Here is a 15,428-nt window from a genome sequence, read left to right as displayed (position 1 = left end):
GACCCGTCCGGCGCCGCGACACGTACCACCTACAACGAGGCCGGCCATGCGACCTCCGTGACGGACGCGCTCGGCAACACGACCCACATCCGCAGCAACGCGGCCGGTCTGCCGATCGAGGTGACCGACCCGCTCGGCGCCAAGTCCCGCCTCGTCCGAGACGCGTTCGGCCGACCGGTCACCCTTACCGACCCGCTCGGTGCGGTCACCCACCTCGAATGGACCGTGGAGGGCATGCTGTCCCGGCGCACCGACGCGGACGGCACGACACAGTCCTGGACCTACGACGGCGAGGGCAACTGCCTGACCCACATTGACGCCTCCGGCAGCGTCTCGAGCTACGAATACACCCACTTCGACCTCCCGCTCGCCAGCACCCGCGCCGACGGCGGCCGCTACGAGTTCGAGCACGACAACGACCTGCGCCTCACCCGGGTCACCAACCCGCAGGGCCTGACCTGGACGTACGAATACGACGCGGTTGGCAACATCGTGTCCGAGACCGACTTCGACGGGCGCACCCTGACCTACCGTGTGGACGCCGCAGGCCAGCTCACCGAGCGGGTCGACACGCTCGGCGGCACCATCTCGTTCGTCCGTGACCAGCTCGGCCAGGTGCTCCGCAAGAACGTCGACGGCCGGGTCACGACCTACGCCTACGACAGGGCCGGACGCCTGCTGGAAGCGATCGGACCGGACAGCGAACTCCGGTACCAGTACAACCGCCGCGGACAGGTCAAGACCGAGCTGGTCGACGGCCGCCCCCTTGACTACGCCTACGACGACCTGGGCCGCCGAATCCGCCGCACCACACCGACCGGTCATGTCACCTCGTACTCCTACGGCGCCGACGGACTACCCGAGCAACTGACCACCGGCGGCCAGCGGGTCGACTTCACCCACGATGCCGCTGGCCGCGAGCTGACCCGCGCCTTCGGCGACGCGATCACCATGACATCGGCCTGGGACGAAGCCGGACGGCTCGCCGCGCAGCACATCACATCAGGAGCCCAGGCCGTCAACAGCCGCGCCTACGCCTACCGCGCCGACGGGCATCTGCTCTCCGTCGCGGACCGGCTGTCGGGCACCCGCACCTTCGACCTCGACCGCATGGGCCGGCCCACCGCCGTCCATGCCCCCGGCTGGACGGAGCGGTACGCGTACGACGACGCGGGCAACCAGACCTCGGCGTCCTGGCCGGACCGGCACCCCGGCAGCGAAGCCATCGGGGAGCGCTCCTACAGCGGCACCAGCATCACCCGCGCCGGAGGCGTCCGCTTCGAGCACGACGCCCTCGGCCGGGTCACCCTGCGGCAGAAGACCAGGGCCCGGAACGTGACAGGCACGGCTTCCAAGATCATGGAGTTCTCGACGCCCCGTGATCCGAGTGGAAGACCGTGCCTGCCGACGCATCATCGCTGATCCCGCCCCAACTCGCCCGACTCGTCCGTGACCACTGGACGATCGAGGCCCTGCACCACGTCCGCGACACCACCTTCGCCGAGGACGCCTCACAGCTGCGGACCGGCAACGCGCCCCGCGCGATGGCCACCTGGCGCAACCTCGCCATCGGAGCCCTCCGGACAGCCGGGGTGAAGAACATCGCGGCCAGCCTCCGTCACAACGCCCGCGACCCCCGTCGCCCCCTCGCGCTCCTCGGCCTCGGATGAGCACAAACCCGGCGTCACGCAACTACGCCGAAGCCCTGCCTGCGCGGCCACCTCGGACTGCCGGCACAGACCATCAGCGGATGACGTCGAAGACGTTCTTCTGCAGGCCGTTGGAGTACGCCTCGTGCTCGATCAGCTTCAGCTTCTGGGTGTCCTTGTCCGTGTCGCTGAACAGGCGCTTGCCCGCGCCGAGCAGCAGTGGGAAGACGAGGAGGTGGTAGCGGTCGATCAGGTCGGCGTCCGAGAGGTTCCGGCTGAGGGTGGCGCTGCCGTGGACGATGATCGGGCCGCCCTCGGTCTCCTTCAGGGCGGCGACCTCGTCGAGTGAGCGCAGGATCGTGATCTCGCCCCAGTTCGGGACCAGGTCGTCTTCGCTGAGGGTGGTGGAGACGACGTATTTCGGCATGGCCTTGTAGTGGGCGAACTCCGCCATGTCCGGCCAGACCGGGCTGAACGCCTCGTAGCTGACCCGGCCCATCATCATCGCGGTGGCCTCCTGCTGCTCACGGCCCTTGATCTCGAATGCCTCCGGCACGAACTCCATGTCCTTGAAGGTCCACCCCGAGTTCCGGTATCCGGGCTCCCCGCCCGGGGCCTCCACTACGCCGTCGAGCGAGACGAAGGCGGTGCTGATCAGGGTGCGCATCTGAGGTCTCCCATGTCACGTGGCTGTGGTGCGGCAACTATGACTGAATGACTGAGGAGGGCGGAGAAACTCATCGGTCGTCGGGCACTTGCCCTGCGGCCTCGACCGTTTCGGCCCCAGCTGTATTGCCCTGTGAGGTTGGGGACGCGGCTGGCGGGTGGTTGGCCCTTGAGCGCGGTGTGTCCGCGGTGGTGATTGTAGGTGTGCAGCCAGGCGAGGTAGGCGTCGCGTCGCTCAGCTTCGCTCCGGTAGGGCTGCGCGTAGGCCCATTCGTCGAGGAGGGTGCGGGTAGGGTCGGTCGAGCGGCGAGGTCCCTGCTGGGCAGGGCCTTTTCCGCTCGGCCTCCCTCCGAACCGGACGGGCCCGTTTCCGAGCATCCGGCTCAGGGCTTCGGCGTAGTCGCGTGACGCCCGGTTCGCGGTGGTCTGTCAGGTTAGCGACGGGCCCGGAACGTGACAGGCACGGCTTCCAAGATCATGGAGTTCTCGACGCCCCGTGACCCGAGTGGAAGACCGTGCCTGCCGACGCATCATCGCTGATCCCGCCTGCCCTTGACCAGCTCCGCGAGCACCCCGAGGTCGAATCCGAGGAGGTCCCGCGCCTTCTGAAGCGGTTGGCCGAGGTACCGGACCCGCGTGATCCACGCGGGGTGCGCCACCGCCTGGCCGTCGTCCTCGCACTCACTGCGTGTGCGGTGCTGGCCGGGGCGACCTCGCTACTGGCGGTCGGCGAGTGGATCGCCGACGCTCCGGCGCATGTGCTGGAACAGGTCGGCGCCCGCCCCGATCCGCTGCTGCCCAAACGGGTCCTGCCCGCCGAGACAACGGTCCGCCGACTGATGGCCCGCCTCGACGGCGACGCGCTGGACCGAGCGGTCGGCAGTTGGCTCGCGGACCGCAGACCGAAGGCGACCGGGACCGCCGGGCTCCGCGGCCTGGCCGTGGACGGCAAGAGCCTGCGTGGCGCGGCCAAGGCGAAGGGCCGGAAGATTCACCTGCCCGCCGCTCTGGAACACACCACCGGCCTGATCCTCGCCCAGCTGGACGTCGGCGAGAAGACGAACGAGATCACCTGCTTCCAGCCGCTGCTGAACACTGTGGCCGAACTGGCCGGCGTCGTGGTCACCAGCGACGCGATGCACACCCAGCGCGAGCACGCCGACTACCTCCTGGGCCGCGGTGCCCACTACATCGTGATCGTCAAGGGCAACCAGAAGAAGCTGCGCAGGCAGCTCAAGTCCCTTCCGTGGAAGGACATCCCGCTTCAGGGCCGCACCAAGGGCGTCGGCCACGGCCGCTCGGAGATCCGCCGGATCAAGGTCGCCACCGTGAACAACCTCTTCTTCCCCGGAGCCCGCCAGGCCGTCCAGACCAAGCGCCGCCGCACCGACCGAAAGACCGACAAAACCACGATCACGACCGTCTACGCAGTCACCAGCCTGACCGCCGGGCAGGCCGCCCCGCCCCAACTCGCCCGACTCGTCCGTGACCACTGGACGATCGAGGCCCTGCACCACGTCCGCGACACCACCTTCGCCGAGGACGCCTCACAGCTGCGGACCGGCAACGCGCCCCGCGCGATGGCCACCTGGCGCAACCTCGCCATCGGAGCCCTCCGGACAGCCGGGGTGAAGAACATCGCGGCCAGCCTCCGTCACAACGCCCGCGACCCCCGTCGCCCCCTCGCGCTCCTCGGCCTCGGATGAGCACAAACCCGGCGTCACGCAACTACGCCGAAGCCCTGGACCAGACGGTGCGGCTCGAACGCAACGAGCTGGGCCAGGTGGTCCGCAAGGACGCGGCTGGTGGGGTCACCACCTACGCCTACGACCTGACCGACCAAGTGACGAAGGCCCCGAGCGGCAGCACGCTGACGGTGCTGCGAGATCGATTCGGCCGGGTACGCGAGGAGACGGTCGACGGCCGCCTGATGACCTACTGCTACGACGAGTTGGGGCGTCGCACGGGTCGTAGGACGCCGTACGGCGCGGCGACGACCTGGTCGTATGACGCAGCCGGACGCCGCACCGGCATGCTGGCCTCCGGCTGGGCCATCGACTTCGCCTACGACAAGGCCGGCCGCGAGCTGACCCGCCGCATCCTCGACCGCCTCTCCGGCTCCCGCCGCTTCGACCTCGACGCGGTCGGCCGGGTGACGGCGGTCCACGCGGAACTGGACCGAGACCTATATGCGGCCGACAGTACACATACCCCCTGGCCGAGCCGGTACCCACTGCCGTATTGATCCAAATAGGTTGAGTACATGGAATCCCGTGAATTTATCGACATGGCGCGCAAGGTCCTGGATGCGGCATCGGGGGTGCGTGAACGCGCGGCCGACGAAGTCACCGATCGGTTGAGCGCCTATTCACCTGCTCAGGCTTCCGCGTTGGCAACGCTGCTGTCTGCGGCTGCGGCCTCCGAGAAGGAGAACTCGGCCCTGGAGGCCGAGCTCCACGCCATCCTCGAATTGATGTCAACCGGCCATGTCGGCCTTGACCATGTCTCACAGCTGCGGGAGATCCGACTCGGGGAGCTGCCGCCTGAACTCCGCGAATACGTCACCGACTTGCTTGAAAGCTGAGCAGGGGGCCGAGGAGGTAACTGTTCAACGGCCCCCGGCCAAGGGTCCCTGTCAGCCCGCGTTCTCCCACGTCCCCGACTTCAGCTCCTTCAGGAACAGCCCGTCGAGCACCACCCACCCGGTCGCCCGGTCCACCACATCCACCGTGCGGCCATCCAGGGCGGGCGAGGCCTCGGGATCCTCCATGGGGACGAGGAGCCACAAGCCGTGCGGAGCATCAGCGGGGCGCCCGGCGGCGTTCTGCAACGCGACCAGCAACTCCCGTCCCCCCACCTCCCAGTAGCGGGCAACCAGCCCGGCCCGGTGAGCGAGCAGCACCGTGCGCGGCCCGGCAGCCGCCGCCAGCTCCGCGACACGGGCCACGACCCGCTCCAACGCAAGCCGCGCGTAGGAGGCGAGGCCCGCGCCGATGCTCCCCGAGGCGGCGAACGCGGCATCCGCCTTCAGTAGCGCCTGCCAGGGCGCACGCTGCTCCTGGGCCAGCTCCCGCAGTGTCGTGAGGAGGAGATCGTCCAGGGCTAGTGGCGTCACATCGAATCGCTCCGCCAACCGTTCGGCCACACCGGGGAGTTCGGGCCCCTTGACCGTGAGAGCGACGAAACCGCCCCGTCGGCGGGCCGCCTGGAGGCGGGCGGCCCGGACCCGCCGGGGATCGCGGCCGAGCGCCAGTTCGCTCTGCGCGTCCTCGATCAGCGTCCGAGTACTGGCCAGCGCGGACACCGTCTGCTCGGTGTGCCAAGTGACGGCCTCCCGGGCGCGCGGCAGGAAACGCTTGCGCTGCTGGTCGTAGGCGAGCGGGAAGCCGGCCTGGTCCAGGGCCTCTTCCAACTCCACGTACGTGGTGTCGGCGAGCACCGCCAACGTGGGGAAACGGGCACGCACCCTGGCCAGCAGGTCGTCGGTGCCGATCCCGGTGTCGGGCCGCACCCCTGCGGCGGCCTGCGAGATGCGCAGCGCCGGGACCAGGTCCAGACCCAGCGGGTAGAGCTCCAGTCGCGGAGAGACTCCGACGCCCCGTGCCATGGCAGCGGCCAGGTCGACGAGCCGGGTGTCGGCCAGCGGGATCATGCCCTCGGGCGCGCCGACCGCGCGGAGTTCCCGCAGCACCGTCACCCGGCCGGGCAGCGGATCGCGGACAGCGACCTTGGCCGCCACGACGCCCAGCGCCGCGGCGTAGTCGGCGAGTTCGGCGGGCGTCGGCTCGTCCGCGCCGGGCTGATCCTCCAGCGCCAGCAGCACACAACCGTCGCGCCGCAGCATGGCCAGTCGTGCCGGAGGCTCGGAGACGGCGTTCTCGTCCCGCTTGCGGGCCTCCGTGTCCACCGCCGCGCGGACCACGGCCAGCGACCGGGCCGGCGTATCGGCCGCATCGCCGTCACCCGCCCCGTGCCGGACGCGCAGCTCGTCCGCCAGCTCCACGGCGGTCATCACTCTGCCCTGCTCGGAGAGTATCGCCGCCAGCTCGTCCCGGATCCGGTCCATCCACGGCAGGCCCGCCCAGCGTTCGACCGCGGCGAGCTGATGCTGGGAGACCGTGTTCTGGCTGATGTCGAGCGCCTTGGCAATGGCGGTCTGCGTCGGCCAGTCCCCCAGGTCGGCGCCGCCCGGCAGCTGGAGGGTGGCGCGTACGACATCGGGACGCGGCTTCGTACGACGCCCCTGGTTCTCCGGGGGCATGAGCCGCGCGGCCAGCGTCTCCACCGACTCCAGCGCCTCCTCGGGGGCGTCCATCGCGATCGCCACCGGTCTGCGGGGCTCGGGAGGCTTGCGCAGATCGTGCGACCACTGGCGGTGGCGGCGGTTGAGCTCCTTGCGGATCGCGTTCCCGGCGCCCCGCGCGCGGGAAATCGTGTGCGGAGGGACATCGAGCAGCGCCCCGACCGTCGAGGCGCCGAGGGACGCGGCGACGGACACAGCCCGCGGCGACAACCCCGCCGCCTCCAGCGGTGTTTTCAGATCGGCGACCGCCGCAGCCTGCTCACGGGCGTCCTCGATGTCCTCGGCGGTCATCCCGACCGTGGCGGGCGTGGTCGCCGGACGCGCCGAGTCCGCCGTACGGAACAGCCGCCGCCACGCCTCCTGCATGTCGCGCAGGCTGTCGTAACGCTGTTCGGCATCACGGTGCAGGGCCCGCTCGAAGAAGTGGGTCAGCCCTTCGCTCAGCGCCTGGTCGAACAGCTCGGCAGCGACGTACAGCTTGGCTTTCGTGACCGTCAGCGGGTCGGTCGCGCCGTCGCCCCACACCGGGCGTTCGCCGGACGCCATCTCGTGCAGGGTGACCGCGGCGGCGTACCACTCGGCGTGATCGTCATAACGGGCGCGGCGGCTTCCGCCCAGGAACGGGTCGAGATAGCCGCGCGTACCCGCCTGGACGTCCCTGTCCGGCACGTCGGCCAGGGAGAAGTCGAACAGCATCAGTTGCCAGGAGCCGTCACTGCGCCGGAACAGCCCGAGGTTGTCCGGTTTGATGTCACGGTGGCGCACGCCCCTGGCGGCCAGGGCGTCCAAGGCCGCGAAGAGGTCGTTGCCGAAACGCTCCAGCTGGTCGTAGCCCAGTCGGCCCTCGCCACGCAGACGCGAACCGAGACTGACCGGGTCCCGGTCGACGGCCGGGCGGAAACCCCCCGCGTACTCGATCTCCAGCACCGTGCGGCCGCCGAGCTCCCGGGGATCGGCCAGCAACTTGACGATCTGTCCGCCGCCGACCTCCTTCAGGGCCTCGGCCTCCGCGTACAGGCGTGCGTCCTTCTCGTGGTCGAGGGCGACCTTGAAGACCCTCGGGGAGTCCGCAGGCCCCTCGGGGTCGTCCCCGGTCCGGCGCACGAGCAGCGCGCGGGCCGTGGCGCCGGTACCGAGGATCCGGGTGACCGTCCAGGTGCCGTCCAGAGGTTGTCCGGGTTGCACCGTCAACGGATCGGCGGTCGGCGCGCCCGCCGGTTCGGGGGTCGCCGCATCGATCTCGGCCGCGTCCAGCAACCGCAGGAACTCGTCGGCCGACACCGGCCGGTGGCGTACGTCGGCCGCGGTGGCCTGGAAGACCAGCTCGTCGAGAGCTGCGGACACTCCGTCGGCGACCGCGTACGGGTGCAGCCCTCCCTCGCCCGCCAGCCGGTCCACCAGCGCGCTGCGCCGCTCGGCAGGCGGGCGACCCGTCAACAGCAGATACGCCAGGCTGCCCAGACCGAACACGTCGAGATCCACCGGGTCGGCGAACTCCTGGCCGGACTCGGGAGCGAGATAGACCTGTGCGACATCCGCGATCAGGCCGGAGTCCAGCGGGCTGTCACCGAGGGAGCGGTGCAGTGTCGTCCGGAAGTCACGCGCGGCCGTCTGCCAGTCCGCGACCCTGATGACCGGGTCACTGCCGTCCTCCTCGGCCGAGACGTACACCGAACGGGCCGAGAGGGCGCGGTGGTACAGAGACCGGTTGTGCGCGTAGCGCACCGCCTCGGCGAGCTGGCGCACCATGTCCAGCCGGTCCTTGGCGGTCAGCCGGCTGCCGTACGCGTCGAGGTAGGCGTCGAGGCGCAGGTCCGAGGCACGGTGGCGGAACAGGATCGCCGGTCCACCTGCGTGCTCCCGGATCTGTACGGCCTGCACGATGCCGCGGTGGTTGATGCCCTGCAGTACCTGGTACTCGCGGCGAGCCGCCCGGTCCACCGCGTCGCGCTGCTGCGTCGAGGCTGCCTGACCGGCGAGGTAGATCCTTACCCGGCCGCTCTCCTTCACCAGGCTGTCGTCCCGGGTCGCGAGCCGGTCCTCCCAGCCGGGGCCCGCGTCCAGGGCACGCGGTTCCAGACGCCAGTCACTGCCGAAGCGCAGGTGAGCCATGGAGTGACTGACGCCGATGTGCTTCATCAGCTTTTCCAGCAGCAGACCGGTCCGTGGCGTGATGCGCCAGCTCTCACGCTCGGGCGGCAGGCCCAGCAGACCGTCCCAGATCCCCGGAAGTCCGCTGACGCCGTCGTTGCGCCCGTAGACGGCGGTGCGCTGGAACTCGTCGAGCTCGCTCACCAGGTCGGGGTCGTGCAGGAAGACCGCCGGTTTGATGAAGGGGACCAGCCTCGGGTCCTCATTCAGGGCACGCGCCGCGCGAGTGAGCTGCTCCTTGAGCTCCTTGGCCTTGAGGTCGGTGAGGTGCAGCGGGTTCTTCAGAGTGCGCACCCGGTCGGCGTGGAACTGCCAGGTGTCGCCATGGTTGACCACCCGGCCGGGGTGGCCCTTCAGCTCCAGCAGGTACGCGCCTCCCGGCACAGCGATCAGCAGGTCGCACTCGTTGACCCGCCCAGAGGCACCGGTGAACTGGAACGTGGCCCATGCCCGGAACGGCTCGACCTGGGGCATCAGCTGCCGCACATGGTCCAGCCCCTCCTGTTCCCACCCGAACCCGGAACGGCGCGGCTGGAACCAGCGCTCCTGGCGCGGTGGAGGACCGGGCTTCGGGGCGGACGGCCGCGCGGCTGACTTCACCGGAGACCTCCAGGAGCATCGGTATGGGCAGGGTTACGGGCAGGAGCACGGCTCAAGGAACTCGACGGGCCACAGGAGGGTAGGCCCTCTCCTGTGAACGCCCCTTCCCCCGATTGCCGGGACTGTCCTGCACCATGCCCCTGGCCGCATCTTAGTGGCTACCCACGAGACGGTCCGCTCCCGCTGCCTGGTCTGTGCAAGCCATGCGGCGGCAGGTTACGCAGACCGGTGTCCGAATCATCGGCGGTAGACGCCGAGTCAGATCGTGATGCTGCAGCCAAGGTGCCGGTCGGAAAGCACCCGCCCCAGCCATGCAATGCACATCGCTGTCGGGCAACGCCAAAGAGCCCCTACCGGACTTTCCCGGTAGGGGCTCTGAGCTGCGGTGGACCTGTGGGGATTTGAACCCCAGACCCCCTCGATGCGAACGAGGTGCGCTACCAGACTGCGCCACAGGCCCTTGCAACGAGTGAAACTTTAGCACCCTCACCGGGATGCTTGGAAATCCGTTCCGTCACTGGTCAGCCGGGGCGGCTTCGGGCGGGGCTCACTCGTTGGCGGCACGGGGGCGTTCCCCGTCCTCGTACTGGTCGAAGAGCGGAGTCCGGCCGCGGTCGCGGGTGCGGCGGGACTGGTTGGTGCGCTGGCGCGGTGCCGGGTCGACGGGGGGTGCCACGGGGTGCGAGGTGCCCGTCTGGGTGGGTTCGGCAGTGCTGGAGCGGGCCGCGCTCCAGGTCTCCGGGTTGCCGACCTCGACGCTGCCCGTGGCGCGCGGGGCGACCGGTGCGGTGACGTACGTCGGCAGGGGGACCGGGACCGGCTCCCAGCTGTCGCCCTGGACCTGGCCTCGTTCGCGCTGCTGGTCGACCCATTCGGCGTGGTCCGTCTGCTCGACCAGGGCGCGGCGGCCGGCCTCCTGCGGGGAGACCGCCGGCGCGGGCTCGGGCTCGGGGCGGCGCGCTTCGGGCTCCTCGTCGGCCTCGGCGGGGGCCGCCGCGGCCGACTGGTGCCTGCGGGGACGGCTCTCGCGCAGATGCTGCGCCGCCACTTCGGCCCGGCGCCGGTCCATGGTGAAGACGAACCGGCGTCGCTCCTGGGCGCGCAGATGCACGATGTACGTGCTCAGCAGCACCGCCGGAACCGCGGGTGCCCAGAGGAAGCCGAGGCCGCCGACCGCCGCGACGACCGCACCGAGGGTGAAGGCGAGGAAGAGGACGACGGTGGTACGCCGACGGCGCGCGAGGACCTGGAGGCGCTGGGCGCGCCGGACGCGCTCGGCGTCCGTCCCGCCTGTGCGGCGCGCGCGCCGCACGGGACCGGACGCGGGGCGTTCCCGGTCCGTGCGCTCGGGCGTGCGCGCCGGGTCGTACACCCGGGCTTCGGTATGCGCCGGGGGTGCGGCGAAGGCCCGGACGTCCACGGAATCCATTCGGTCCGTGTCGACGTCCGGGTCGGCGTCGGGCCCCGCCTCCTCGGTGGCGCGCTCCCGTAGCTCCTTGGCGTACCGGCGCTCCATGGCCGCCCGTCCGGACAGCAGCCGGATGGCGGTGCTGAAGCGTTCCGTCGGACGGGCTTCATTGAGCTCGTCCTGCCTGCGGAGCCACATCGGCACCAAGTAGGCGGCCCAGGCCCCGACGATGACTGCATAGATGAGGCCGCTGCTGCTCACGTCTCACACCGTAGAGGGGTTTGCGCGGGGACATCCGCCAATTGGCCCGGTGTGTCGCACGATCCGGCTGATATCAAGGACTTTTTTTGTGATTGTTCAGATCGACCGTGCGGGTTTGCACGTTCGTTTGTGACTCCATGGCGATCAATATCGAACACTTATTTTATTTCTCTTGGTGTTCCGGGTCTTGTCCGGTGCCAGCGCCGGAGCAGCCCGTCGGGCACTTCCTCCGCGGTGAGCGCGTAGATCAGATGGTCGCGCCAGGCGCCGTCGATGTGGAGATAGCGCGGGCGCAGACCTTCCTCACGGAATCCCAGTTTCTCGACGACCCTTCTGCTGGGCCCGTTCTCCGGGCGAATGCACACCTCGATGCGGTGCAGTCCGACCCTGCTGAAGCAGTGGTCGACGGCGAGGGCGACCGCGGTCGGCATCACACCGCGGCCGGCCACCTCCCGGTCCACCCAGTAGCCGATGTGGCCCGAGCACATCGAGCCCCAGGTGATCCCGGCGACCGTCAACTGACCGACCAGGCGGCCCTCGTACTCGATGGCGAAGGGCAGCATCCGGCCCGCGTTGGCCTCGGCGCGCAGATGGCGGACCATTTGACGGTACGTCGGACGCTGGGCCACCGGTCCGCCCGGGGCGGGCGGCGGCACGGTCGCCTCCCAGGGGCGCAGCCATTCACGGTTGCGCCGGTTGACCTCGCGCCACATGCGCTGGTCGCGCATCTTTACCGGACGGAGGGTGATCTCGCCGTCGTTGAGGACCACCGGCCAGGTCGGGACGTTCAGCTCGGGCTCCCGGGTCGGGGGTGATCGCCGCCACGGAGCTGGTCGACGGCGTGCACCAGGAGACGTGCGAGGACGGCGAGGCCGTCGCGCACCCCGCCGGTGGAGCCTGGCAGGTTCACGATGAGTGTGCGGCCGGCGACGCCCGCGAGGCCGCGGGAGAGCGCGGAGGTGGGCACCTTGTCGCGGCCCTCGGCACGGATCGCCTCGGGGATGCCGGGGACCTCGTGGTCGAGGACGCGACGGGTGGCCTCGGGGGTGCGGTCGGTGGGCGAGATGCCCGTACCACCGGTCGTGACGATCACGTCATACCCGGCGGCCACCCCATCCCGGAGTGCCTGTTCGACCGGGTCGCCGTCGGGCACGACCTGCGGCCCGTCGACGGCGAAGCCGAGCCGCGCGAGCCCCTCGGAGATCAGGGGGCCGCCCTTGTCCGCGTAGACCCCGGCGGAGGCCCGGTTGGATGCGGTGACGACGAGAGCGGCGTACGGGGCGGACGGCCCGCCACCGAGCGCTGCCCCGGACGGCCGACCGTCGGCGGGCCTCGCGGTTTTGGGGTCGGTCATGCCTCCGCTCCGTCCGCCGCGGTGCGCCGGTAATCGCCGGACTTGCCGCCCGACTTCGACTCGACCCGCACATCCGTGATGACCGCCGCCTTGTCGACCGCCTTGATCATGTCGATCACCGTGAGCGCGGCGACCGAGACGGCGGTCAGGGCCTCCATCTCGACGCCGGTGCGGTCCGTGGTCTTCACCGTGGCGGTGATCTCCACTGCGTCGTCGGCGACGCTCAGGTCGACCTCGACGCCGGAGACGGCGAGCGGGTGGCAGAGCGGGATCAGGTCGGGAGTGCGCTTGGCGCCCATGATCCCGGCGATACGGGCCGTGGCGAGGGCGTCGCCCTTGGGGACCCCTTCGCCGCGGAGCAGCTCGACGACGCGCGGCGAGACGAGAACCCGGCCGCTCGCGCGGGCCACCCGCGCGGTGACGTCCTTCTCCGAGACGTCGACCATGCGGGCCGCGCCCGCCTCGTCGATGTGCGTCAGCCTGTTCTGCGTACTCAACTAACTCCGCCTCGCGGTAGGGCGCCGGTTGCCCGCCAGGGCCTGTCCGGCGGATCAGGGTCGGTCAGGGCGCGGCGTCCGGTGCGGTGCATCGCAAGGCGCCGGAGCATCCTAATAGCGGAGCTATTCGGACATTTCGGCAACGCCGCGAGGTGCCGTGCCAGACGCCGCGCCCCGGCCATGATCCGCCGGACAGACCCTGGGCCCGCACCGGGGTGCGAGCCCCGGGCCCGGGGGTGTCCCCGGGAAGGCACAGCGGCAGATACCGTACCGCCACCGCCCGGGGATCAGCGGAACAGGATCACCTCGGTGTCCGTGCCGGTCTCGGCACAGGTGACGTCCTCGGGCAGCACGATCAGCCCGTCGGCCTGGGCAAGAGCCGCGATCAGATGCGATCCGGAGCCGCCGACGGGGGTGACGGTGCCGGCCTCCGCGTCGTACGTACCGCGCAGGAACTGGCGCTTGCCGGACGGCGAGGTGAGTGCCTTGGCGGTGTTCAGCGTGGCTCGGACGGTGGGGCGGTTCACGTCCTGAAGTCCCATCAGGGCGCGGATCGCGGGCCGTACGAACAGCTCGAAGGAGACGTACGCCGAGACGGGATTGCCCGGGAGCGCCAGCAGCGGCGTGTGTTCGGGGCCGATCGAGCCGAAGCCCTGGGGCTTGCCGGGCTGCATGGCGAGCTTGCGGAAGTCGATGCCGCTGCCGGGCTCGTCCTCGTCACCCACCGGCGACAGGGCTTCCTTGACGACGTCGTACGCACCGACGCTGACGCCTCCGGTGGTGACGACGATGTCGGCGCGGATCAGCTGGTCCTCGATCGTGGCGCGGAGCGTGTCGGCGTCGTCGGTGACGGCGCCGACCCGGTAGGCGATCGCTCCGGCGTCCCGGGCGGCGGCCGTGAGCGCGAAGCTGTTCGAGTCGTAGATCTGGCCGTCGGTCAGCTCCTCGCCGGGCTGCACCAGTTCGCTGCCGGTCGAGATGACGACCACGCGCGGCCGGGGCCGCACCTTCACCGTCGAGCGGCCGATCGCGGCGAGCAGTCCGATCTGCGGCGGGCCGATCACCGATCCGGCGCGCAGGGCGAGATCGCCCGGCTCGACGTCGCTGCCGCGGGCCCTGACATGGGCGCGCGCCCCGACGGGGCGGTGCACGCGGACCTCACCGCCCGCGCCCTCGGGGGCGGCGCGGTGGGCGCGCATGGTGTCGGCGGCGTCGCCGCCGCTGCCGCCGTCGGTCCACTCGACCGGGATCACGGCCTCGGCGCCGGCCGGCAGCGGTGCGCCGGTCATGATGCGGGCGGCCTCGCCCGGGCCGACGCTCCGGTCGCCGGGCAGCCCGTCGTTGCCCGCCGCGATGTCACCGATGACGGTGAGCACCGCGGGGAACTCCTCGTCGGCGCCCTCGACATCGGCGACGCGGACCGCGTACCCGTCCATCGAGCTGTTGTCGAAGGGCGGCAGGGCGATCTCCACGATGACGTCCTCGACGAGGACGCAGCCCTGGGCGTCGTGCAGTTGCAGCTCAATGGGTTCGAGCGGTCGCACTGCGCCGAGAATGTCTTCCAGGTGCTCGTCCACCGACCAGATCGTGCTGCTCAAAGTGCTACATCTCCTCGGTGACGTAACTGCGGAGCCAGGTCCGGAAGTCCGGGCCCAGGTCTTCACGTTCGCACGCGAGTCTGACAATGGCACGGAGGTAATCGCCCCGGTCACCGGTGTCATAGCGGCGTCCCTTGAAAACGACGCCGTGCACGGGGCCGCCGATCTTCTCGTCGTCGGCGAGGAGTTGCAGGGCGTCGGTGAGCTGGATCTCGCCGCCGCGGCCCGGCTCGGTCTTGCGCAGTATGTCGAAGACGGCGGGGTCCAGGACATAGCGGCCGATCACGGCGAGGTTGCTGGGCGCCTCGGCCGTGTCGGGCTTCTCGACCAGGCCGGTGACGCGCACCACATCACCCTGGGCGGTGGGGTCGACGGCCGCGCAGCCGTACATGTGGATCTGCTCCGGGGCGACCTCCATCAGCGCGACGACGCTGCCGCCCTCGCGCTCCTGGATCTCGACCATACGGGCCAGCAGCGGGTCGCGCGGGTCGATCAGGTCGTCGCCGAGGAGGACCGCGAACGGCTGGTCGCCCACGTGCGGCGCGGCGCACAGCACGGCGTGGCCGAGGCCGCGCGGGTCGCCCTGCCGGACATAGTGCATGGTGGCCAGGTCGCTCGACTCCTGGACCTTCTGCAGCCGTTCGGCGTCTCCCTTGCGGGTGAGCGCGGACTCCAGTTCGTAATTGCGGTCGAAGTGGTCCTCGAGGGGGCGCTTGTTGCGTCCGGTGATCATCAGGACGTCGGAGAGACCGGCCGCCACCGCTTCCTCGACGACGTACTGGATCGCGGGCTTGTCGACCACAGGCAGCATCTCCTTGGGAGTGGCCTTGGTGGCCGGCAGGAAGCGGGTACCGAGGCCCGCGGCCGGGATGACAGCCTTGCTGATCCTGGTGTGCGACTGAGTCATGCGCAGAACCATAACCGGTACGTACGGGCGGAAG

11 protein-coding genes, 1 tRNA gene and 3 pseudogenes are annotated in these 15,428 nt (G+C 70.4%); 5 read left to right on the top strand and 10 right to left on the bottom strand.

What is annotated here, in order from left to right:
- Both ABTZ94_RS13910 and ABTZ94_RS13905 read left to right on the top strand, forming a co-directional pair.
- Positions 1-1,422, top strand: a pseudogene (locus ABTZ94_RS13910) (type IV secretion protein Rhs); the annotation flags it as partial.
- Entirely contained in the window at positions 1,398-1,670 is a 273-nt protein-coding gene (locus ABTZ94_RS13905; RefSeq protein ID WP_502967238.1) for a hypothetical protein, read from the top strand. The pseudogene ABTZ94_RS13910 and the gene ABTZ94_RS13905, both read left to right, overlap by 25 nt.
- A 73-nt stretch (positions 1,671-1,743) precedes the next feature.
- On the opposite strand, the gene ABTZ94_RS13900 is transcribed toward ABTZ94_RS13905, so the two are convergent.
- Both ABTZ94_RS13900 and ABTZ94_RS13895 read right to left on the bottom strand, forming a co-directional pair.
- Positions 1,744-2,316 (bottom strand): dihydrofolate reductase family protein, encoded by a 573-nt coding sequence (locus ABTZ94_RS13900; protein WP_351200749.1) that lies wholly within the window; start codon positions 2,314-2,316, stop codon positions 1,744-1,746.
- A 119-nt stretch (positions 2,317-2,435) separates the two neighbouring features.
- A pseudogene (locus tag ABTZ94_RS13895) lies at positions 2,436-2,603 on the bottom strand (integrase core domain-containing protein); the annotation flags it as partial.
- Positions 2,604-2,830: 227 nt separating this feature from the next.
- Between ABTZ94_RS13895 and ABTZ94_RS13890 the strand changes: the two are divergent.
- From ABTZ94_RS13890 to ABTZ94_RS13880, 3 genes and pseudogenes are all read left to right on the top strand, one after another.
- Positions 2,831-3,862: pseudogene (locus ABTZ94_RS13890) on the top strand (ISAs1 family transposase); the annotation flags it as partial.
- Between the two features lie 155 nt (positions 3,863-4,017).
- Complete coding sequence (locus tag ABTZ94_RS13885) at positions 4,018-4,560, top strand: RHS repeat domain-containing protein (protein WP_351200745.1); 543 nt, start codon at positions 4,018-4,020, stop codon at positions 4,558-4,560.
- Between the two features lie 18 nt (positions 4,561-4,578).
- Entirely contained in the window at positions 4,579-4,899 is a 321-nt protein-coding gene (locus tag ABTZ94_RS13880) for a hypothetical protein (RefSeq protein WP_351200743.1), read from the top strand.
- A gap of 51 nt (positions 4,900-4,950) precedes the next feature.
- On the opposite strand, the gene pglW is transcribed toward ABTZ94_RS13880, so the two are convergent.
- From pglW to galU, 8 genes are all read right to left on the bottom strand, one after another.
- Positions 4,951-9,369: a BREX system serine/threonine kinase PglW gene (gene pglW, locus ABTZ94_RS13875; RefSeq protein WP_351200741.1), complete on the bottom strand. Its 4,419-nt coding sequence runs from the start codon at positions 9,367-9,369 to the stop codon at positions 4,951-4,953.
- 386 nt (positions 9,370-9,755) lie between these two features.
- Positions 9,756-9,829 (bottom strand) — tRNA-Ala (locus ABTZ94_RS13870).
- An 87-nt stretch (positions 9,830-9,916) separates the two neighbouring features.
- Positions 9,917-11,038: a divisome protein SepX/GlpR gene (sepX, locus tag ABTZ94_RS13865; RefSeq protein WP_351200739.1), complete on the bottom strand. Its 1,122-nt coding sequence runs from the start codon at positions 11,036-11,038 to the stop codon at positions 9,917-9,919.
- A 158-nt stretch (positions 11,039-11,196) separates the two neighbouring features.
- Positions 11,197-11,808: a GNAT family N-acetyltransferase gene (locus tag ABTZ94_RS13860; RefSeq protein WP_351200737.1), complete on the bottom strand. Its 612-nt coding sequence runs from the start codon at positions 11,806-11,808 to the stop codon at positions 11,197-11,199.
- 17 nt (positions 11,809-11,825) lie between these two features.
- Positions 11,826-12,392, bottom strand: coding sequence for a MogA/MoaB family molybdenum cofactor biosynthesis protein (locus ABTZ94_RS13855; RefSeq protein ID WP_351200735.1), 567 nt, complete (start codon positions 12,390-12,392; stop codon positions 11,826-11,828).
- Entirely contained in the window at positions 12,389-12,889 is a 501-nt protein-coding gene (moaC, locus tag ABTZ94_RS13850) for a cyclic pyranopterin monophosphate synthase MoaC (protein ID WP_351200733.1), read from the bottom strand. Before moaC ends, ABTZ94_RS13855 begins: the two co-directional genes overlap by 4 nt.
- Positions 12,890-13,176: 287 nt before the next feature.
- Positions 13,177-14,487, bottom strand: coding sequence for a molybdotransferase-like divisome protein Glp (gene glp, locus ABTZ94_RS13845; RefSeq protein ID WP_351200731.1), 1,311 nt, complete (start codon positions 14,485-14,487; stop codon positions 13,177-13,179).
- Positions 14,488-14,491: 4 nt separating this feature from the next.
- Positions 14,492-15,394 carry a UTP--glucose-1-phosphate uridylyltransferase GalU gene (gene galU / locus ABTZ94_RS13840; RefSeq protein ID WP_351200730.1) on the bottom strand — a complete coding sequence of 301 codons (903 nt, stop codon included), beginning with the start codon at positions 15,392-15,394 and terminating at the stop codon, positions 14,492-14,494.
- Between the last annotated feature and the right edge of the window lie 34 nt (positions 15,395-15,428).

It is taken from the genome of Streptomyces sp. NPDC002785, assembly GCF_040295565.1.
In the GTDB taxonomy this organism is placed as follows: Bacteria; Actinomycetota; Actinomycetes; order Streptomycetales; family Streptomycetaceae; genus Streptomyces.
The sequence above is the reverse complement of the archived record's forward strand: the minus strand, read 5'-3'. Positions and strand labels throughout refer to the sequence as shown.

Excerpts from the sequence above, each read along its gene's own strand:
- ABTZ94_RS13900 (WP_351200749.1), bottom strand. The coding sequence starts at position 2,316 with ATGCGCACCCTGATCAGCACCGCCTTCGTCTCGCTCGACGGCGTAGTG.
- galU (WP_351200730.1), bottom strand. The coding sequence starts at position 15,394 with ATGACTCAGTCGCACACCAGGATCAGCAAGGCTGTCATCCCGGCCGCG.
- ABTZ94_RS13880 (WP_351200743.1), top strand. The coding sequence starts at position 4,579 with ATGGAATCCCGTGAATTTATCGACATGGCGCGCAAGGTCCTGGATGCG.
- ABTZ94_RS13885 (WP_351200745.1), top strand. The coding sequence starts at position 4,018 with ATGAGCACAAACCCGGCGTCACGCAACTACGCCGAAGCCCTGGACCAG.
- ABTZ94_RS13855 (WP_351200735.1), bottom strand. The coding sequence starts at position 12,392 with ATGACCGACCCCAAAACCGCGAGGCCCGCCGACGGTCGGCCGTCCGGG.